The 19,462-nt window shown below is 56.7% G+C and carries 17 protein-coding genes; 4 read left to right on the forward strand and 13 right to left on the reverse strand.

Features of this window, described 5'->3' with window-relative positions; translation table 11 throughout:
• Positions 1-48: 48 nt before the first annotated feature.
• From ACR0MI_RS09865 to ACR0MI_RS09915, 11 genes are all read right to left on the reverse strand, one after another.
• Positions 49-894 carry a universal stress protein gene (locus ACR0MI_RS09865; RefSeq protein WP_480854242.1) on the reverse strand — a complete coding sequence of 282 codons (846 nt, stop codon included), beginning with the start codon at positions 892-894 and terminating at the stop codon, positions 49-51.
• A gap of 93 nt (positions 895-987) precedes the next feature.
• Entirely contained in the window at positions 988-1,365 is a 378-nt protein-coding gene (locus tag ACR0MI_RS09870) for a nuclear transport factor 2 family protein (protein WP_170614557.1), read from the reverse strand.
• Between the two features lie 367 nt (positions 1,366-1,732).
• Positions 1,733-3,007, reverse strand: coding sequence for an amidohydrolase family protein (locus ACR0MI_RS09875; protein WP_170614556.1), 1,275 nt, complete (start codon positions 3,005-3,007; stop codon positions 1,733-1,735).
• Positions 3,007-3,951, reverse strand: a complete 945-nt coding sequence (locus ACR0MI_RS09880; RefSeq protein ID WP_170614555.1) for an ABC transporter permease — start codon at positions 3,949-3,951, stop codon at positions 3,007-3,009. Before ACR0MI_RS09880 ends, ACR0MI_RS09875 begins: the two co-directional genes overlap by 1 nt.
• A complete protein-coding gene (locus tag ACR0MI_RS09885) occupies positions 3,951-5,000 on the reverse strand; it encodes an ABC transporter permease (RefSeq protein WP_170614554.1) in 1,050 nt (349 codons plus the stop codon). The genes ACR0MI_RS09880 and ACR0MI_RS09885 overlap by 1 nt, the downstream gene beginning before the upstream one ends.
• Entirely contained in the window at positions 4,990-6,528 is a 1,539-nt protein-coding gene (locus ACR0MI_RS09890; protein WP_170614553.1) for an ABC transporter ATP-binding protein, read from the reverse strand. Before ACR0MI_RS09890 ends, ACR0MI_RS09885 begins: the two co-directional genes overlap by 11 nt.
• Entirely contained in the window at positions 6,528-7,550 is a 1,023-nt protein-coding gene (locus ACR0MI_RS09895) for a BMP family protein (RefSeq protein WP_170614552.1), read from the reverse strand. The genes ACR0MI_RS09890 and ACR0MI_RS09895 overlap by 1 nt, the downstream gene beginning before the upstream one ends.
• Before the next feature lie 201 nt (positions 7,551-7,751).
• Positions 7,752-8,204: a GNAT family N-acetyltransferase gene (locus tag ACR0MI_RS09900; protein ID WP_170614551.1), complete on the reverse strand. Its 453-nt coding sequence runs from the start codon at positions 8,202-8,204 to the stop codon at positions 7,752-7,754.
• Between the two features lie 53 nt (positions 8,205-8,257).
• Complete coding sequence (locus ACR0MI_RS09905; protein ID WP_170614550.1) at positions 8,258-10,324, reverse strand: oxidoreductase; 2,067 nt, start codon at positions 10,322-10,324, stop codon at positions 8,258-8,260.
• A gap of 75 nt (positions 10,325-10,399) precedes the next feature.
• Positions 10,400-11,212, reverse strand: coding sequence for a TetR/AcrR family transcriptional regulator (locus ACR0MI_RS09910; protein WP_480854246.1), 813 nt, complete (start codon positions 11,210-11,212; stop codon positions 10,400-10,402).
• Positions 11,213-11,235: 23 nt separating this feature from the next.
• Complete coding sequence (locus ACR0MI_RS09915) at positions 11,236-11,565, reverse strand: DUF6614 family protein (RefSeq protein WP_170614549.1); 330 nt, start codon at positions 11,563-11,565, stop codon at positions 11,236-11,238.
• 80 nt (positions 11,566-11,645) lie between these two features.
• Between ACR0MI_RS09915 and ACR0MI_RS09920 the strand changes: the two genes are divergently transcribed.
• Complete coding sequence (locus tag ACR0MI_RS09920; RefSeq protein ID WP_170614548.1) at positions 11,646-12,938, forward strand: NAD(P)/FAD-dependent oxidoreductase; 1,293 nt, start codon at positions 11,646-11,648, stop codon at positions 12,936-12,938.
• Between the two features lie 18 nt (positions 12,939-12,956).
• On the opposite strand, the gene ACR0MI_RS09925 is transcribed toward ACR0MI_RS09920, so the two are convergent.
• Both ACR0MI_RS09925 and ACR0MI_RS09930 read right to left on the reverse strand, forming a co-directional pair.
• The gene (locus ACR0MI_RS09925; RefSeq protein WP_480489616.1) at positions 12,957-14,258 is read right to left on the reverse strand and encodes an MATE family efflux transporter; all 1,302 of its coding nucleotides are present in this window, start codon (positions 14,256-14,258) and stop codon (positions 12,957-12,959) included.
• Positions 14,259-14,337: 79 nt separating this feature from the next.
• Positions 14,338-14,976 carry a TetR family transcriptional regulator C-terminal domain-containing protein gene (locus ACR0MI_RS09930; RefSeq protein ID WP_170614546.1) on the reverse strand — a complete coding sequence of 213 codons (639 nt, stop codon included), beginning with the start codon at positions 14,974-14,976 and terminating at the stop codon, positions 14,338-14,340.
• Between the two features lie 129 nt (positions 14,977-15,105).
• Between ACR0MI_RS09930 and ACR0MI_RS09935 the strand changes: the two genes are divergently transcribed.
• The 3 genes from ACR0MI_RS09935 to ACR0MI_RS09945 are packed head-to-tail and all read left to right on the forward strand — an operon-like array spanning position 15,106 to position 19,453.
• Entirely contained in the window at positions 15,106-16,752 is a 1,647-nt protein-coding gene (locus ACR0MI_RS09935) for a phytoene desaturase family protein (protein WP_170614545.1), read from the forward strand.
• Positions 16,749-18,281 (forward strand): phytoene desaturase family protein, encoded by a 1,533-nt coding sequence (locus tag ACR0MI_RS09940; protein WP_170614544.1) that lies wholly within the window; start codon positions 16,749-16,751, stop codon positions 18,279-18,281. Before ACR0MI_RS09935 ends, ACR0MI_RS09940 begins: the two co-directional genes overlap by 4 nt.
• Complete coding sequence (locus ACR0MI_RS09945) at positions 18,278-19,453, forward strand: aminomethyl transferase family protein (RefSeq protein WP_170614543.1); 1,176 nt, start codon at positions 18,278-18,280, stop codon at positions 19,451-19,453. The genes ACR0MI_RS09940 and ACR0MI_RS09945 overlap by 4 nt, the downstream gene beginning before the upstream one ends.
• Positions 19,454-19,462: the final 9 nt, after the last annotated feature.

Consider the following 19,462-nt stretch of genomic DNA (forward strand, 5'->3'; position numbering starts at 1 on the left):
GACCTGACCATCGAACCCAGACAAACACTGGACGTCCACTTGCGTCAGTCAGTGCGCAAATAGAACCGGAAGACCGGTTTGTTGCAGCATGGCCCTTGTAGTTCCACCAAAAATCGACTCGCGTAGGTATGACTGCCCGTAAGCGCCCATAACAATAAGGTCAGAGCCGGCCTCCTTCGCACGTTCCTGTATGCACTGTTCGATCGGTAGTCCGCCGCTCGGGAAATGCGCTACGGTCACGCTACAGCCGTGGTGTCTGAGCCATGCGGCGATGTCCGTACCGGGGTCCTGACTTTCCGGGTCATGTGCTAACGGCGGATCGAAACAACCAATCACAACTTCCTTGGCTTCCAGAAAATAGGGTAAAGCCAAATGGGCCGCTCTGGATGCAGCAAGACTATCGTTCCACGCCAGAAAAATGCGCTCGCGTTGGGTATATGGGTCTCCGTTGATCATCATGGCGACTGGCGAATGGAACAAGACGCCATGGCAAACCTCGTGAAACACTTCGGGGTCATTGCGCAGTTCCGGGTCCAGGTATGCGACATCACAGCAGTACGATTGGCGCGCCGCCAGAGTCTTAAGGTCCGCACCGGAACCCATGAAAACCGTGACGCTCGCCGATGCGCCCGAGCGCGCAAGCAGTGCTTCAACTTCACGCGCACGGGACTTTAAGGTCGCCTTTTTCTCTTCCAATTGATCCAACCAGTTTGCGGGCAAACCCGCCTCGACGAATTTGCTGGATCCGTACTTCAAGTAAGGCAGGTTCGGTAGCGCCGCGATCAGAAGGCAAGTCAAATGGCCGCGCTGACGTTGGGCAGCATCGGCGCATTCAAGTATCGATACATCGCTAGTATCCGCGCCAATGAAATACGTCGAAGTTCTGCGTTGCATTCCGGATCTCCCTCCAGGATGTCACTGCGGGCAGGAAACTCGCCGAGCGCACAAACCCAACAAAAGCAGCCACTTAGATGATGGTTGTTCTTCCTACTTCGGCAACATGAAGAACTCTTCCATTACGATCTTGCCTTCTGCCACAGAATAGACGGCGATCTCGCTCAGGGTCATACGTTTTCCTGTGGCCTTCTGGGTTACTTCGGCACTAAATCGCACTGCAAAGCGGTTGGGTGGATGCACATAGGGTCCGTCTACATCGAGTTCGTGGAATTCATGCGCTGCCAGCCAATCCTCTCTCTTTCCCTTGATGGCGTCCCGGCCCTTTGTGATACGAAACTGTCGAACCGGCGGCACAACCGCCTCAATCGACTGGGCGTTTTCGGCGTACATTTCGTCAACGCTTATAAGCCCCCTGCGATCACGCATGGCCTGAACGAATGCTCTTCCAATTTGGACTAAGTCTTCCATGGGAACCCCCTTTGTTATCGCCGATTGTACCACTTCTGACCCTTGCCAATATTGACAAAGATCAATGAGGTCAGAGACCCTGTTCGCCAGCATTTCCTGCGGTCCGCCTTGGTAAACGGGTCAAGGCACACCCAGCTATTTCATGATTTTCAGCTACGGTTCATCGATCCAGATATTGGTTTCAAAACGGGATTCACGCAAATGTCGCGTTTCCACTTATTATTTATTAACAGTAGCTTGTACGCAAAACAGAACGCAGACTAGACCGGGCTATAGTTCGTCCAGTCCAATCGTAAAACCATTGAGTGAGGCTACGAAAGCCCCCGACCCTTCAAAGAAAAATCATGACGAGACCGTCACAGAAACCCTAGTGCCGCCTACGCACGCTTTTCGGCCGATCAGGAAGGGCGAGGCGGCTATCGTTACGTTGCTTTTTGGAAACCACATTTCCCTTTGAGATCACCACCAACCGGTCAGGTCTCAGGCGGACAGCTTCAATGGGGTCCCCGGCGTCCAGAACCAAAAGCGAGGCCATGGCGCCCTCGTAAAGGCCATAGTCTTCAAGTCCGAGGATTGCAGCATTTTCAACCGTGACCATGTCAAAACACCGCCTCATATCTTCTGGAGACGACATCTGAGCGACGTGCAACCCCATGAAAGCAACGTCAAGCATGTCTGCGGTTCCCAGCGAATACCAGGGGTCGCGCACACAATCCTGCCCCCAGCCAACTCGGATACCTTCAGCCTGCATTTCCTTCACCCGGGTCAGCCCGCGCCGTTTCGGGAAAGTGTCATGCCGACCCTGAAGCATAATGTTGATCAGTGGGTTCGGAATGGCGCTGATTTCGGCCTCGGCGATCAGAGGAAGCAGCTTTGAGACATAGTAGTTGTCCATGGAATGCATTGAGGTCAGGTGAGACCCTGCCACCCGCCCCTGCAATCCCAGTCGCGTCGTTTCATAGGCCAATGTTTCGATATGCCGAGAATGAGGATCGTCGGTTTCGTCACAATGCATGTCGACCGGAAGGCCCCGTTCAGCGGCGATTTCGCACAAGATGCGGACCGAGGCAGCGCCATCCGCCATGGTCCTCTCAAAATGTGGGATACCGCCGACGACATCGACCCCCATGTCGAGCGCCCGCAATGTATTGGCATGGGCTGTGGGGTCACGCAGCAGACCGTCTTGGGGAAAGGCGACAAGCTGAAGATCCAGGTAAGGCCGAACGACTTCGCGCACATGCAACATGGCCTCGACGCCCTTCAGGCTGTCATCGCAGGTGTCCACATGGCTCCGGATCGCAAGCAGGCCCATAGAGACCGCCCAGTCGCAGTATGAAAGCGCTCGGTCGACCATTTCATCGACCGTTGTCACCTGCTTGAGTTCGCCCCAAAGGCCGATCCCGTCCAGCAGCGTACCCGATGCGTTTATCCGAGGGATGCCATAGCTAAGCGTTGCATCCAAATGAAAATGGGGGTCGACAAAAGGCGGCGAGACCAGGTCGCCGGTCGCGTCGATGATTGCACCAGCCTCGGCGCCGTCCAACTGCCCGATTGCCGTGATACGGTCGCCTGTTATTCCGATATCGGCGACGTTTCCGTCGGGCAGCCGCCCGCCCTTCACAAGAATATCGAAGCTTGCCATCAGCGTTCTCCGCGGTTGTAGGGTATCATCAGCGCCGCTGGCACTTCGGCACGACGCGACATCAGGATCAATGCAAGGATCGAAAGGATGTAAGGGATCATCAAGAAGATCTGGTAGGGAACGAGGGCCCCCAGCCCCGTCTGCTGCAGGCGGATTTGCAGGGCATCGAAGGCAGCGAAAAGTAGCGCACCCAACAATGCCTTGCCTGGCCGCCAAGCACCGAAAACCACCAATGCGATACAGATCCAGCCGCGCCCGTTGACCATCTCAAAGAAAAAGCTGTCAAAGGCCGACATGGTGAGGAACGCGCCCCCGACAGCCATCAGACCAGACCCCATGATGACCGCCCCCATTCTAAGCGCGGTGACAGACAGACCCTGAGCCTCTACAGCAGAGGGATTCTCTCCGGCTGCCCGAAGGGCCAGTCCCAGCGGCGTCCGGTACAGTACGAAGGCAGTTACGCCAACGATAACAAAAGCCAGATAGGTTAACGGGGTTTGGTTGAACAGCGCCTGCCCCAGAACGGGTATCTTCGACAGTATCGGAACCTCAAGTGGTTGAAAGGGTTTGATCCGCGGGGGGCTTGAGACTTCCGGCAGGGCCAGGCGATACGCATAATAGGCGGCTGATGTCGCCAGAAGCGTAATCCCAAGCCCCACGACATGCTGCGACAACCCAAAGGGCACCGTGAGCGTCGCATGCAAAAGCCCGAAAAGCATACCTGCCAGCATCGCAATGAAAACACCGGCCCACAGTCCGGTACCGACATAGACCGCCATCCAACCGGCAAAGGCGCCGGCCACCATGATTCCTTCGATCCCGAGGTTCAGAACCCCCGCGCGTTCGCAGATCAACTCTCCCATCGTCGCAAAGATCAACGGAGAAGCAATGCGCACAGCAGCTGCCCAAAAACTGGCAGAGAGGAGGATTTCGAAGATCTCCATCAGCCCCTCACGATCCTGAACCGCGTCAGCAAGATGGCGAGGACCATGAACAAAAGTGCGGTCGCCAATAGAAGGTCTGCGATATAGGTCGGAACACTCGCAGCGCGGCTCATACCGTCGGCACCGACGAATACGCCCGCTACGAAAATCGCCGAAAGAACGACGCCAAGAGGGTGAAGTAGCGCAAGCATGGCGACGATAATGCCCGTGTAGCCAAAGCCCGGACTCAGATCCAGCGTAAGGGACCCCTTGAGCCCCGCGACTTCCGAAAAACCTGCCAGAGCCGCAAGCCCGCCCGAAAGAAACGCGGTTTTCAAGAGCACAAGATTTACAGGGATACCCGCAAAACGGGCAGCCGTCGGGTTCTGACCCACCGCCCGGATTTCGTAACCAAGCGTGGTCCGGGTCTCAATCACCCAGACGACCACGGCACAGATCAGTGCCAGCGCAAAGCCCCAGTGCAGACGAAGCCCTTCGACAATCCGAGGAAGGCGCGCTTCTGCATCCAGCCTGGGCGATTTCGGCCACCCCATCCCCATGGGATCCTTGAGCGGTCCCTCCAGCAGAAGCGAGATGAAAAGAAGCACGATGAAGTTGAGCAGCAATGTCGTCACCACTTCATCAACGCCGAAACGCGTCTTGAGAATGACCGGGCCCAGCAGCATCAGCGCCCCTCCCAGCATCGAGGCGAGACCGACCAGTATCAGTGGTTGCGGCCCCGGCAGGCCCAACGCCGACGTCCCGAAGAGGACTGTCACAAGCGCGCCAATGTAAAGCTGTGCTTCCGCCCCGATGTTCCACAGCTTTGCGCGGAAGGCGACGGCTACCGCCAGACCTGTGAAGATCAAAGGTGTTGCCCGGTTCAGGGTCTCAAGCGCGGCGAACTTCGAACCTGCGGCTCCTTTTAGTATCAGTCCCAACGTGGCGAAAGGATTGGCCCCTGCAAGTAGAACGAGAAACGATACCATAACGATCGAAAGCCCCAATGCCACCGCTGGAAATCCCACGGATCGGGCGAGGGACGGGTTGGCAATCGGTTCAAGCCGCACGTTCAAACCCCTCCCCGGCCATCCATCGCCCAAGCTCGGCGGGGGTTATCGTTCCACGGGGGAACTCAGGCGAGAGCCGGCCGTCGGACATCACCCGGATCACGTCCGCAAGCCCCATGATTTCGTCCAAGTCTTCCGATATCAGCAGGATCGCCGCGCCCGCATCTCTGGCTGCTATCAGACGCTCCTGAACGTAGGTTACGGCCCCGATATCAAGCCCTCTCACGGGCTGGTTGGCGAGGATGATTTCCGGATCGGATTCAAGAACCCGCCCGAGGATGAGTTTCTGCATATTGCCGCCCGAAAGCAGACGAATTCGCGTATCCGGACCGGGACAACGCACATCGTATCGCGCGATCACCTTCTGCGCGAAGGCTTGTGCCGCGGCCCAGCGCATCCAACCTGCTCGGCTGATCCCCGGATTCCTGTAGCTTTCGAGGATGGCATTTTCGGTCAACGAGAAATCTGCAATGCTGCCAGTGCTGTGGCGATCCTCGGGAATGCGCCCGATCCGGGCCGCAAGGGACGCGCGAGGAGACCAGGGTGGCGCCTTTTCCTGACCAAGCCACATCTCTCCGCTTTCTGGCCTGGCTTCGCCCGACAGCAAATCGGCCAGTGCGCCCTGCCCGTTTCCGGACACACCGGCAAGGCCCATTATCTGGCCTGCACGCAGATCCAGATCGATGTTTCGAAGGCCGGTTCGGTGCCCAGGCGGATGCGCAGAGACACCGCGCAAGCTTAGTAGAACGGCACCGGGCTTGGCCTCGGATGGAACGGGTTGGGTAATCTCTTCCCCGACCATAAGCTCAGCAAGGGCATGAGGCGTCGTTTCATCCGTGCGCGTTTCCCCGACCAGCTTGCCATGGCGCAGCACAAGAACCCGGTCCGAGATTGCCATAACCTCGTGCAGTTTATGGGAAATAAAGATGACGGAAAGGCCCTGATCGACAGCCCGGCGCAGTGTCTCGAACAGCGCGTCAGCTTCCTGTGGTGTCAGCACCGCTGTCGGCTCATCCAAAATCAAGATGCGGGCATCGCGATACAGTGCCTTCAGGATTTCCACGCGCTGCCGCTCGCCGACCGACAACTGCCCTGTCTTGGCCGATGGGTCGACGGCCAGCCCGAATTCTTCGGCCAGTTTCATCACGCGTGACTGCGCCTTCTGGCGGCCACGGCCCAACGACCAAAGGGAAGAAGTGCCCAGAAGGATATTTTCGAGAACAGTAAGGTTATTGGCAAGCGTGAAATGCTGGTGAACCATGCCGACACCGGCCCGCAGCGCTGCACCGGTTGCACCGGCAGGCAAGACTTGACCAAACACCTCTGCGGTTCCTTCGTCCGCAGTGTAGTGCCCGAACAGGATGTTCATGAGCGTCGTCTTGCCAGCGCCGTTCTCACCAAGAAGCGCGATGACCTCGCCCCGGTGAAGCGTCACGTCAACCGAGTCATTGGCCGTTAAATTGCCAAATCGCTTGGTGATGCCATTAAGGCGCAGGACAACCTCCTGCGCCGAACTACCGTTGGACATCAGGAGGACACAGGCTCTGAATCGTCCACTTCCACAACATAAGTACCCGCCCGAATTGCAGCCTCTCGTTCAGCAACAAGCGCCATCGCATCGGCAGGCACCTTGCCCTCGAATGTGCCCAGAGGCGCGAGCGAGCAGCCGCCTTCCTTCATGTAGGAGTAAAGCCCGTAATTGGCCGCCGAAAAGCTGCCGTCGGCGACCGCCGCAAGAGCCGCTTGCATCGTAGGTTCAAAATGCCAGAGCGCCGAGGCAACCACCGTATCCGGATAGTCCGCCTGAGTGTCGATGACATTGCCGATCGCCAGAACGCCGCGCTCCTGCGCCGCGTCGGAAACGCCGAAGCGTTCGGCATACATCACGTCTGCACCATTTTCGATCATCGCAAAAGCCGTCTCTTTCGCTTTGGGCGGATCGAACCACGAGCCGATGAACGAAACTTGGAAGGTCGCGTCGGGTTTCATTTCGCGCACGCCAGCCATGAACGCGTGCATGAGCCGGTTGACCTCTGGTATCGGGAAACCGCCAACCATTCCGATATTGCCAGACTCGCTCATGGCGCCGGCGATGATACCGGTAAGATAGGCAGCGTCCTGAATATAGTTGTCGAAAACGGCCAGATTGGGATGGGCCGGATCTTCAAGGAAAGACGAACCCAACAGGAACGCGGTATCGGGGTAATCCAGAACCACCTCCCGTGCTTCTGCCTCGACCCCGAAAATCTCGCCCACGATCAGCTTGGCGCCGCCTTCGGCGTATTCCCGCATGACCCGGGTATAGTCGGTATTGGCCGTGTTCTCGGTAAAGGCATAAGTAATCTGGCCCGCATCTTTCGCCGCTTCCGCCGCAATGTGGATGCGGCTGACCCATTGCTGTTCAACTGGAACGGTGTAAATGCCCGCAACGCTCAAAGGCTCTTGCGCAATGAGGCGTTTGGGAAATGTCGCGAGGCTGGCTGCGGCGCTCGCGCCCAAAAGCAGGCTCCGACGATCAATTCCAGAGTAAAGCAGTTCGGCGCGTTTCATGACATATTCCCCCTATCGACTTTGTTGTCAGCCGACAGTAGCAAGAACGTCGTGTAACGCAAAGAAAACGTGCCGAATATTGGGCGAATGATCTCGGCATTGGTCTTGAATCAAGCAAATGCGCTGGGTTTGATCATTGAACGAGGTGGTCAAAGACACCCGCCCTCCTCAGCCCAAGGCCTTCAGAAATGACGCTGCTGACTATTCGTCTTTTTCGTAGACAATGAATGGCGTTCGTTTTGCCACTTCGTCGTATAGCATTCGGCCCTTGTAGTTGAACTCCTGAGTGGTCCAGTAAGTTGTTGGAACACCATGCTGCTTTGCGGTTTGAAAAACGGCCTCGATCAGAGCACGGCCGACACCCTTTCCTCGGACCTCGGGGTCTGCAAACAGATCCATCAGATAGCAGGTATCCTCGACGGACCACATAAACCTGTGAAACAGGTAATGTGCCAATCCAACCGGTTGTCCGTCCAGTTCAGCAATGAGGCAGTTGTATTCACCTGTATCTGTTGACAACAGCCTGCTGAAAGAAATCTCGTAGACTTCTTCCGGGACGGTGGTCTCGTAGAACTCCAGATAGGCAGTCCACAAGCGGCGCCACTCTTCCTTGTCTTTCGACTCAAGCGGGCGGATAACCAGACCTTCCGGCATCACAGATTTCTCCTGCATTTCAAGGTGTTTATCGAGATGGCCGCACCGAGCGGTCAAATGAGCTGTTGCCCGACATCGACACGATCGTGTTTGAGCGGGACGTCCACATCCACGGAACTATCCAATTCCTGGGCGTATCTATGCCCGGCATAGACTGCTGCCGCGATAATCGCGGGCGCATCGCAATCGCCAATGCGGCGGAGGCTGAATGGCAATTCCGCAGTTTTCGTCCGACTGCTCAATTCCCGATACAAGCCGTCATTTGGTTTCCGGGCTGTCACCATCACAATGTTGGCAACGGGTAAGGTCTTACCTGATCCGCCGTAGAGACAATTCAAATGCGCCATTTCGCCATCGAACTGACCGAGGGTCTTTGACGGCATGATCTCGATCCCCAGGCGAAGCAAATGTGTTCGGATGCGCCAACGCTCGGACGTTTTTCCAGCCCAATCAGCCACACTGTCGGACGGTGTGACAAACGTTACGGTGTGACCTCGCGCCCTAATTTTTTCGGCAATGACGCTGGCCATGTAATAGCCATCACTGTCAAAAACGAGAGTTGGCCCATCGGGAATCCTTCCATCCATGATGTCATCGGGAGTGTAAACGCGGTTCAAGGCGGCTCCTTCCGCGACCGGGACGAAACGTTCCTCGTCATGGTAATCATTTCGCCAGGTCGCGCCCGTGGCGATTGCAACGTGGTCAGCTTCAACCGCGAAGATATCGTCAGCCGTCAGCGGGCTTTCCCGGTAGATTTCAACATTGGGCATTTCGATCAATTGCTGCTCGCGATAGTCCCTGACGCGAATGTACTCGCTCATGCCCGGAAGTGCCGCTTCGCGCACAACCCGACCGCCTATTTCACGAGAAGCCTCTGCCAGCAGGACATCATACCCACGCGCCCCAAGCGCCCGCGCGGCTTCAAGACCAGCAGCCCCTGCCCCGACAATCAGAGCGCGTGCATCGGAAGCTTTCTTTCGAATGATTTCGGGATGCCAGTCCTTGCGCCATTCCTCTCCCATTGTCGGGTTTTGCGTGCAACGAATTGGCACGCCAATCGTGTCGCTGGCATAGCAGACATTGCACCCGATGCATTCACGGATCGCAGACAGGCGCCCTTCTTCGACTTTCTTGGGAAGGTAAGGATCAGCGATTGACGGGCGCGCGGCACCGATAAAATCCGTAATTCCGCGCCTGACCTGCGAGACCATTGTATCGGGTGACGTGAAGCGACCCACAGTCACGACGGGCTTATCCGTCACGGCCTTGACCCAATACATGTAGGGTTCAAGAGCTGCCTCTTTGGTAAAACGGGAAACGCCCATCTCGACCGAGTAATCTGCGATGTTGATATCCCACAAATCCGGAAGATCAGCGAGCATCTCGAACATCTCGCGACGCTCACCATAGATGGGCTGGCCATCCTCACCGATCTCTTCGTCTGCTGAGAAACGGACCGCCACAGCGCACCGGTCCCCAACGGCGTCCTTGGTTTCCTGGATCAGTTCACGGGTCAGGCGCACCCTGTTTTCCAGGCTGCCGCCATATTCGTCGCTGCGCGTGTTCACCCGTGGATGCAGAAAGTTCGAGATAAGGTATCCGTGCGTCGCGTAGACATAGACAATGTCAAAGCCCGCGTCTCGCGCCCGCAAGGCGGCCTTGCGGTGCCACCGGCGCAAATCCCGGATGTCCTGCTTGTCCATCGCGCGGGTTTGATAGGGATGCCCTTTAACGTTGGGTCGGCTGTCGACGTCCATGCTCGGCAACCGGGAAAACAGGTTGTTCGAGTTGGCGCCTCCGTACCATAGCTCAGCACCCGCAAGGCTGCCATATTCGTGCACCGCGTCCGTCATCAAAGCGTGCGCCCGAACATCGCTGTCATCCCAAAGGGACGCGTAAGGATGCGGCAGGTCGTCAGATGATGGATGGATCGAGTTGTATTCCGTACATATGACCCCCCATCCACCTTGCGCTTTCACCTTGCGCATGGCCGCAAGGGTACGCGGGTATTGCCAGCCCATGCCTGTGCAGTGCGGAACCTGGTAGAACCGGTTTGGCGCAGTGACTGGTCCGATTTGTATTGGTTCGAAAAGGATGTCGTAGCGAGGATCCCTGCTCATTCGTGTGCCTTTTGTTTGCTGCGCAGTGCGCAGGCCCGTTTTGTCTGTAAAACCGGAAATTTGACCCGCACTGTCTCAACTGCCGCTCTTGAATTCTGGCATTCGAAAATGATCCGGGTAGACCTTGGACAGGAAGGCGACGATGTGATCCCGGGCTTCGGAACGCCGAAAGTTCTCCGGGTAGGTCAAAAGCTCCAACCAGATTCCGTCGTACAGAGCCTCCAGGATATTGGCGACTTGCCTTGGCGGCATGTCGTCATACCCGCCATCCTCAGCAATTTCCGAACACAGGCGCAGCGCGATGCTGTAACGCTCCAGATCGATGTCATTGATCAGTTTGCGGTAAACTTTGCGCCGCCCTGCCTCTCCAAAAAACGCAAACCAGACGGCCAGTTTCTTCGGCGAGCAAATCCGCGGGTGAAAATGCGCATCGACGATGGCCAACAGCTTTTCGGGCGCCGGTAAACCTGCATTGTCAAAAGCGTCCAACCACTGTTCATGGTGTTCCTTTGCAAGAAACAACAGCGTTTCTTCCAGCAAGTTCTGTTTGCTTTTGAAGTGGAAGTTGACGATGCCCAGCGACAAGCCGGCAATCTCGGTCACGGTGGACATGGTCGTTCCACCAATTCCGTTTTGTGCGATCGAGTCGATTGTGGCGTTGATCAGCTGTTGGCGCCGCACCTCCTTGGACTCGGTACGCCGGCGCCCTGTCGGTTTTGTGTTATCGCTTGGCGTCTGACTCACCGGCATGCTTCCCATCTTCTCAAGTTCGTTATCGGCTTTGCCCCCTAGCCCCGCTTTAACAGGAAGAGGCTGTTTGACATTTGCAGAGTTTATGCCATTGATTGAATAATCATTCAATGATGAAGATAAATGATTTGAAAACAATACGAATGTTCGCAATCATGGATCTAGAGCTCCGACCAAAAGGTGAAAACCGGGTCGTGCACCATAGAAATGACACTGCGATGCAATTCTCCCAGTGGCTCAATGCGATCCTCGATGGCAGCCCAGGCCGCGTCGGCCTGCATTTGATCCCTGAACTCGATCACAGCCATAAGCGAATGGTCACGTTGTTCGTCGGTATCGTAACCGCTTGCTGGAATGCGTTTACACAAAGGCGTCCCGTTCGTTGCCAGACCCGTCGCGACCAAATGTCCGACAAACGCGTTCCAGGCCTGCTCGAACGCGTCGAGGTTGACGGCTGGTTTCAGTTCGAATTGGTTCAAAAGTCTAGGCATTCTTCACATACTGTCCGGAAAGGCGTCACCCGCCAAACCTATGCAATTCCCCCCGCAAGGCAAGCGCGCGAGGCCAATAGATGATCCGCAACGAAAACCCCGTCATTGCAAACAGCCTGTGGTCAGCAACGGCAGGCTATTCAACCGAATACCCGCCACTCACTGGCGAGCGACAATCAGACGTAGCGGTGATTGGTGCCGGATTCACTGGCCTTTCGGCAGCCCTTCACCTGGCCGAGGAAGGCATCAAAGTTGTTCTGATCGACGCCCAACACCCGGGCTGGGGCGCGTCTGGGCGCAACGGTGGGCAGATCAATGTAGGCCTCAAGGACGGGCCAACCGGCATCAAGGCCAAGTTTGGAGATTTCTGGGGAAACAGAATGATCCGAATGGCCGGTGACGCGGCCGATCTTGTTTTCGATTTGATCGCTCGGCACGACATTAGGTGCGATGCAAACCGCCCGGGATGGCTGCGCGCGGCGCATACGACCAAAACACTCAACGAATTGCACAAACTTGCTGAGGATTGGGACAATCACGGCGGCGGCATGGTTCAGCTTGATCAAGGCGGAATGCAGCGTCTGACCGGGACAGAAGCCTATCTGGGTGGAGTTCTGGACCGACGCAGCGGAGTTTTGCACCCACTGAACTATGCACTTGGACTGGCCGAAGCAGCCCGTCGCATTGGCGTGGAAATCTTCGGAGAAACGCCCGCCAACCGGCTCTCGTCAGAGGGCAGCCGCTTTCGGGTTGAGACACCTAACGGAGCTGTCTTTTCGGACAAGGTCCTTATTTGCACAAACGCCTATTCTGGTGATCTGCATCCGCGCCTGGCGCAATCCGTCCTGCCCGTTCGGTCAGTTCAGGTGGCGACGGCGCCATTGTCCGACAATATCCGCCAAACAATTCTGCCAGAAGGCAACGCCTTGTCCGACGCAAGACGCCTTCTTTTGTACTTCAGGCAAGATGCAGACGGCCGGTTCCTGATGGGCGGTCGCGGCACCTACTATGACAATTCCACCATCAAACAAATTGAGCGACTGAAACGCATTTCCGTTGAACTTTTCCCCCAATTGTCCGGAGTTCAGTGGGAATATGAGTGGGGCGGGTATGTGGCGCTGACGAGGGATCACTATCCCCACCTGCATGAACTCACCCCGGGCGTAATGACAGGTCTGGGCTACAACGGTCGCGGCGTTGCCATCGCCACCGCAATGGGGCGGGTCCTGGCCCGGTGGGCGGCCGGGATCAAAGTCGATGAGCTTGAGTTTCCGGTTACCCCCCTCAAACCTCTACCTTTTTCGTTTGCCCGAGAGACCCTTGTCGAAGCAGAAATCCTGCGCCTGAAACTCCTGGACAAGTTGGGTCTTTGAGACAGAAAACCGCGCTGGTTAACGGTTTTTGGAGAAGAAGCGATAGGTCAATGCGATCGCGGCCAGTGAGAGGCCCGTGCCGTACCCAATCCAAACACCGTTGGGTCCGAACCCGAGCCAAAAGCCCAATCCATATCCAAGCGGCAAAGCAACGATCCAATAGGCAATCAGGGTAATGGCAACCGGAACATGATTGTCCATCATGCCCCGAAATGCGCCCAGCATTGTCCCCTGAACGCCATCTGCGATCTGCATTGCGGCGATCACAAGGAACATCGAAATCGCGAGAGAAACGACATTCGGATCATCTGACAAGCTGTTCGCCAGAGGAATACGGCCAACCAAAATACCCAGGATAACGACTGTCATCCAACTCACAACGACCAGAAGCGACGCTAATACAATTGGCTTCAGCCTGTCCTTATCACCGGCACCGATTGCCTGAGCCACGCGTATTGAGATTGCAATCGAAACGCCCAACGGCACCATGTAAATAACGTCGCTGACCGCAGAAACGATTTGATGTGCTGCAAGCGCGGCGGCGCTGAACCACCCAAGCATCAGGCCTGCTACGGCGTAAGCGGCCCCCTCCCCCAGGTAACCGACGGAGATGACGATCCCTTCTTTGATCTGCGCCTTGAACTCAGACCAGTCAAAACCTTCGGTCCTCAGAAGGTCCCATTTCCGTTTCCTTGCGCCCAAAATCACAAATGCCGCAATCAAAGGCACCGTCTGAGACAACAGACTTGCGATCCCTGCCCCAACAAGACCCAGACCAGGCCAGCCAGCAACACCGTGGATCAACACATAATTCGAAGGAATGTTGAAACCGACCGCAAGAAACGCAAGCCCAACGCCAATCCAAGGTTGGTTCATGGCGTCAAACAGAGCTTTTAACGCGTAGAAAACAGTGAATGGAACCAAAAGAAGGCTCATCGCGTTCCAGTAGCCGCCAAGCAAGCCTACGACTTCCGGGGGCTGTCCGATCCAGGAAAGAGCCGGTTTCAGGCAGATCATTACGCTCGCACCGACAACCCCGACGAGCAGAGAAACCAAAAGCCCGGCAGTTGTGGCCGAAGCAAGCCCTTCCTCGCTGGACTTGCCGAAGGCTTCCGCCATTCGCACGCCAATTGCGGACACAAAGCCATAAAGCGCAGAGTAAAAGATGATCAGTACCGAGGCCGTTATCGACACTGCTGCCAGAGGAAGCGTTCCCAATGGGGCCACCATCACGGTATCCACAACGCCAATCAAAGCAGCGGCGGCAAGGGAAATGACTATTGGCAGGGCAAGTCGCGCAACATCACGCGCTTCCTGCACTATCGCAGCCCTGGGCGGCAGCGGCTGTTGTGAGATCCGCACTCGCGTCATGACATCGGGGCCTCTCAGCCGAAAGTGGCTATGGCGTTTCAGTCAGCAGGCCCGGCACCAGGCGCACGAGGCATCCCCATGCAGCTTGTTCCGCCTCTTCTCGGCTCAGGTTTTCCGGCGCAAGATGCAGGCGCTGCCAATAACCATCCGTCAACGTCTCCATCCATTCCGTCATTTGATCCGGAGAGGCAACATCATCCTCGGCCAGCAATTCTTGCCAGATCGCATACAAAGTTTCGCGCCGCCGCGCTTCAAAGTGTTCCGCAACCTCATCATAGTGCTGCTGGAATCTGAGTTCCCCCCAAAACGCATACCACAAAGGCAGGACGTTCGGACCACATGCATCAGGGTGGAAGTCCGCATTGATGAGTGCCCTTATCTTTTCCGCTGGCTTATCCCCTGCCTGTTCCAGAGAGGTCGTCCAGTGCTCCTCATAGCGTCGGTACAAGTCGCGAAGCGTTTCGGTGAGAAGGCCACCCTTTGATTTGAAATAAAAGGCTGCAACGCCCTGAGACAGCTCGGCTTCGGACGCGACCGTCGCAAGTGTCGTTTTCGCCAATCCATGCGCCAGTATGGAACGGCACGCCGCGTCCAGCAGCTGCCGGCGGCGGCGATCTGCGTTTTCCTTCCGCTCTTTGCGGGGGCGTTTCCGCTCTGCGTCGACCAATTGCCGCTCCTCCTAGAATTACCGCCATCTACAGTGCGCGAAAAACACGCGTCAATGGTCTAAAATTTATTTGAGCGCTCAAATAAACTTTACGGAATCATGTCCGGTCTGTAAACGGAGAGGAAAGGGATGAAAAATTTGACGACTGAGAACAGATACGACGTGATTGTGGCCGGTGCCGGTCATAACGGATTGACAGCCGCCGCTTATTTGTCCCGTGCGGGCATGCGTGTTTTGGTCGTCGAAAAGAATGACTGGATTGGTGGCGCAGCAGTCAGCCGTTCGCTGCACGAAGGCTGGACTTACTCGAACTGCTCTTATGTCTGCTCTCTTTTGCGGCGCGAAATCGCCAGAGACCTCGAACTCCCGAAATACGGGCTTCAGGTTATCCCCTACGAAGGTGGTGCGAGCTTCACACGCGACGGAGATTACTTCGCCTACTACTCCGATCACAACGCCCTAAAGCGCGAGATGGCGCGCCATTCTGCACGTGATGCAGACGCTTATCGTCGCTATTCGCAATCTATCATGCGGCAATGCCGCTTTATCCGACCGTTTCTGCTTCGAGACGCACCGGACCCTGCTTCGCTCCGCCCACGTGACCTGGGCGAAATGGCTTACCTTGTCAAAAAGGCCCACGGACTGGGAAGTCGCGAACTTGGTGAAACGCTGAAATTCTGGACAATGTCCATTGGCGACTTTCTGGATGAGCATTTCGAGAACGACCTGATCAAGGCACATTTGGCTGGATCGGGAATTATCGGTACTGGTCTTGGGGTATATTCGCCCGGAACCGCCTATGTTCTGCTGCACCACTACATGGGCGATATCGATGGTGGCATCGGAGCCTGGGGTTTCGCCCGCGGCGGCATGGGCGCGATTTCCAATGCTATTGCGGCGTCTTTCAAAGATCACGGCGGTACGATCCATACAGGTGCAGGGGTCGAGAGAATCCTGAGCAAAGATGGACGCGTGGAAGGCGTGGCGCTGGAAGACGGCAAGGTTTTCCATGCCCCAGTCGTCGCATCCAACATGGATATCAAGCGCACCATTTTACACCACGTTGATACCGCCGATCTGCCGGATGACTTCACCAAAGCGGTGCGGAACTTCAAAATTCGCGGGTCTTCGGCGAAACTCAACATCGCCCTTGACCGCTTTCCAAACTTTCCTGCCGCACCAGACCACACCAGTTTTCTGAGGGGCGATCTGCATGTGTCGCAGAGCCTCTTTGAACTGGAAAAGGCTTATGATGATTGGAAGCTGGGGCGCTGGTCGGAAAAGCCGTACATTGACATGCTGATCCCCAGCCAGATCGACCCAACGATGGCTCCGACAGGTGCGCATATGATGACGGTGTTTGTTCAGTACGCCCCATATGATCTGGAAGTCGGCGGCGTCCGGTCGGCAGACAACTGGGACGACCAACAGCGCAAGGCAATGTCTGAAACTGTACTGGACCAGATGGCTGTGGCTTGCCCTGACATTCGCGAGCGCGTTGTGCACATGGAAGTCCGTTCACCGCTGGAAATCGAACGCGAGGTCGGTTTGACCGAAGGCAACATTTTCCAAGGCGAACTGACCTTTGACCAGCTTTTCTTCAATCGCCCGGTCCCGGGGTGGTCGCAGTACAGCCTGCCAATCCAGGGGCTGTATCTGTGCGGTTCGTCCGCACATCCGGGTGGCGGAGTTATGGGTGCGCCCGGCGCCAACGCGGCCCGCGCAATCCTGAGGAACGAAACACGGCATGGCCGAATGAAGGGGTATGCCGCATGAACCAGTTTGATGCAATTGTCGTGGGTGGCGGCGTCAACGGGTTGATTGCCGGAACGCTTCTCGGTCGGCGCGGCAAGAATGTCTGCATCGTTGAAAAATCTGACAGTTTTGGTGGAATGGCGTCCTACTCCGTGGACGGGGGGCCAACATTGGCCCACTCGCTTTACAACCTCAGCCCGCGCGCCCTGAGTGACATCGGTTTGGACCTGCAACACCCTGTTTTGGCCGGGAAACCGACCTCCACGGTCTCATTGGCTGAAGATGGTCGGCACATCGTCTTCAGTGACGAAGGCGTCTGCTGGAGTGACGGGACAGCGCACCCGGACTCCAAAGCCTGGTCCGATCTGACGCAACAGTTGATTACGTATGGCGGCTTGTTGCGCCAACTCGCCGAAGCCCCACCACCCGGCGGTCACAAAGCTGTGCTTTCGCGGGGCGGAATGGCTGAGGTTCTGCGCCTGGCGAAATTGGGCATCGGACTGAAAAGGCTGGGTAAATCGGAAATGCGGCGCTTCCTGCAGGTCGTTCTGTCCAATGTCTATGACATTGTCCTTGATGACTTGTCGGACGGACCGGCGGCTGGGATGCTTGCTGCTGATGCAATCTGGGGGGCAGCCGCCGGTCCAAGATCTTCGGGAACCGTGTTCAACCTGATCTACCGGATGGGTCACGGGGGCACCATTACCCAACCTGCGGACGGAGTGTCTGCGCTGACAGATTTAATCGTTGAAGCAGCGCAAAAGGCGGGGTGCGTCCTGATGCCGGGAACCGAGGTTTCCCGCGTTCTCGTGGACAAGGATGCCGTCTCTGGCGTCATAACCAACGATGGGCAAACTTTGACCGCACCTCTCGTGCTGAGCAACCTCGCACCTAAGCCAACAAGCCGTATGACCGGGCCATCTGTTTTTGACATCGAAACGATGCGGCGCATTCGGAACATCCGGGCACGAGGAACAGCAGCCAAGGTCAACCTAAAATTAAAGGACAACATGCCACTGCCCGGCTTGCCTGAAGGGTTGGCAAATAGTCGTCTGATCTATGCCCCCTCCGCAGAATACGTGGAAGCTGCGTTCAATCCAGCAAAATATCGACAAATGTCCAAGGCCCCGGTGATCGAAGCCTTCAAGATGCAGACAGCCGATGGATCAGGCTGGTTGTCGACCATAATGCAATACGCGCCATCCGACCTAGAAGGCGGCTGGACTGAAGCCGCGAAAGATCAGCTTGCGCAAATCGCCGTAGATACACTGGGCCGCGCCCTGCCCGGCCTGAAGAATCACATCGCAGGCAGACAAGTCATAACACCGGATCAAATCGAAAGCGCAACCGGAGCGCCCGGGGGCCACTGGCACCACGCGGAAATGTCCCTGGACCAGCTTCTGACACTTCGCCCCGCAAACGGAATGTGCCGCTATTCCATGGGTCCCAAGGGGCTGTACCTGTGCGGCGCTGGAACCCACCCCGGAGGCGATGTCATGGGCCTCGCCGGTCGCAATGCGGCCCTGGCGGCGCTGGAGGAGCAGCCATGAGCATCTTCACCGACCCGAAACTTGGCTTAATCCCCGCCGCCTTTCACAAGAAGCTCGAAGAGCAGAATCGCGCTCAAAACTGGTATGACTGGGCGGGTTACGCTGCCCCCGGAGTTCTCGACAGTGTCGAGTTCGAGTATTTCGCGCTGCGCAATCAGGCCTCTGTGTTCGATATCTCACCGATGCACAAATACAGGCTGACAGGTCCTGACACGACCGCAATGCTCAATCGCCTGGTCACGCGTGACGTCCGCAAGATCGCAGCGGGCCGCGTTGGATACGCAATCTGGTGCGATGAAGAGGGCATGGTCATCGATGACGGGACTCTTTTCCATCTCGGCGACAACGATTGGCGCTTGTGCTGTCAGGAACCGATGCTGACGTGGTTGCTGGACGCGGCATGGGGTTTCGATGTTGCGGTTCGGGATGAAACTCACAGCGTTGCCGGCCTTTCGTTGCAAGGTCCGACGTCCTATGCGGTGTTGGAAGCTGCGGGACTAGATGTTGGCGCGCTAAAACCATTCGATCTGGTCCAGATCGAACCTGACCTCATGATTTCACGGACGGGCTTTACCGGTGACCTCGGCTATGAGCTTTGGTGCGACTGGGACAAGGCAGAAGATCTCTGGGACAGAATTTGGAAAGGTGGCTTGCATCAGGGACTGCGCGCCATTGGGTACGATGCTGTCAATATCGCACGCATCGAGGCGGGATTTCTGACCGCAGGGGTGGACTTTCAGCCCGTTCATGCGACCGAGCGGTTGCACCGGGGCCAAACGCCATTCGAACTCGGCCTAGGACGGCTGGTCGACTTCGAGAAAGACCACTTCAATGGTCGCCGTGCGTTGCTGTCGAAACGCGATGCTCCCAGAAGCCTCCTCATGCGTTTCGATGTCGAAGGCTTCAAACCCTCGGAAGGGTCATTGGTCTACAACCGGCGCAGAAAAGAAGTTGGGCACGTGACCTCCGGAATTTGGTCCCCCACCGCCAAACGTAACATCGCACTGGCACATGTTCGTATGCCGGATGCAAGCCGCTCATCCAGTTTGATGGCGGAAATCTACACACTGCAGGAAGGCAAATGGGATACCAGAATGGCGCGTCTCACGCCCGTCACCAAAGCCTTTTTCGCACCGCCGCGCGCACGTGCGACACCGCCCGCCCGCACCTAAAGGAGAAGA

The sequence above is a fragment of the Ruegeria sp. D4 genome (genome assembly GCF_056534475.1).

Bases quoted from the DNA above. Each gene is read 5' to 3' on its own strand.
- ACR0MI_RS09865 (WP_480854242.1), bottom strand. From the start codon at position 894: ATGCAACGCAGAACTTCGACGTATTTCATTGGCGCGGATACTAGCGAT.
- ACR0MI_RS09870 (WP_170614557.1), bottom strand. From the start codon at position 1,365: ATGGAAGACTTAGTCCAAATTGGAAGAGCATTCGTTCAGGCCATGCGT.
- ACR0MI_RS09875 (WP_170614556.1), bottom strand. From the start codon at position 3,007: ATGGCAAGCTTCGATATTCTTGTGAAGGGCGGGCGGCTGCCCGACGGA.
- ACR0MI_RS09880 (WP_170614555.1), bottom strand. From the start codon at position 3,951: ATGGAGATCTTCGAAATCCTCCTCTCTGCCAGTTTTTGGGCAGCTGCT.
- ACR0MI_RS09890 (WP_170614553.1), bottom strand. From the start codon at position 6,528: ATGTCCAACGGTAGTTCGGCGCAGGAGGTTGTCCTGCGCCTTAATGGC.
- ACR0MI_RS09895 (WP_170614552.1), bottom strand. From the start codon at position 7,550: ATGAAACGCGCCGAACTGCTTTACTCTGGAATTGATCGTCGGAGCCTG.
- ACR0MI_RS09900 (WP_170614551.1), bottom strand. From the start codon at position 8,204: ATGCCGGAAGGTCTGGTTATCCGCCCGCTTGAGTCGAAAGACAAGGAA.
- ACR0MI_RS09905 (WP_170614550.1), bottom strand. From the start codon at position 10,324: ATGAGCAGGGATCCTCGCTACGACATCCTTTTCGAACCAATACAAATC.
- ACR0MI_RS09915 (WP_170614549.1), bottom strand. From the start codon at position 11,565: ATGCCTAGACTTTTGAACCAATTCGAACTGAAACCAGCCGTCAACCTC.
- ACR0MI_RS09920 (WP_170614548.1), top strand. From the start codon at position 11,646: ATGATCCGCAACGAAAACCCCGTCATTGCAAACAGCCTGTGGTCAGCA.
- ACR0MI_RS09935 (WP_170614545.1), top strand. From the start codon at position 15,106: ATGAAAAATTTGACGACTGAGAACAGATACGACGTGATTGTGGCCGGT.
- ACR0MI_RS09940 (WP_170614544.1), top strand. From the start codon at position 16,749: ATGAACCAGTTTGATGCAATTGTCGTGGGTGGCGGCGTCAACGGGTTG.
- ACR0MI_RS09945 (WP_170614543.1), top strand. From the start codon at position 18,278: ATGAGCATCTTCACCGACCCGAAACTTGGCTTAATCCCCGCCGCCTTT.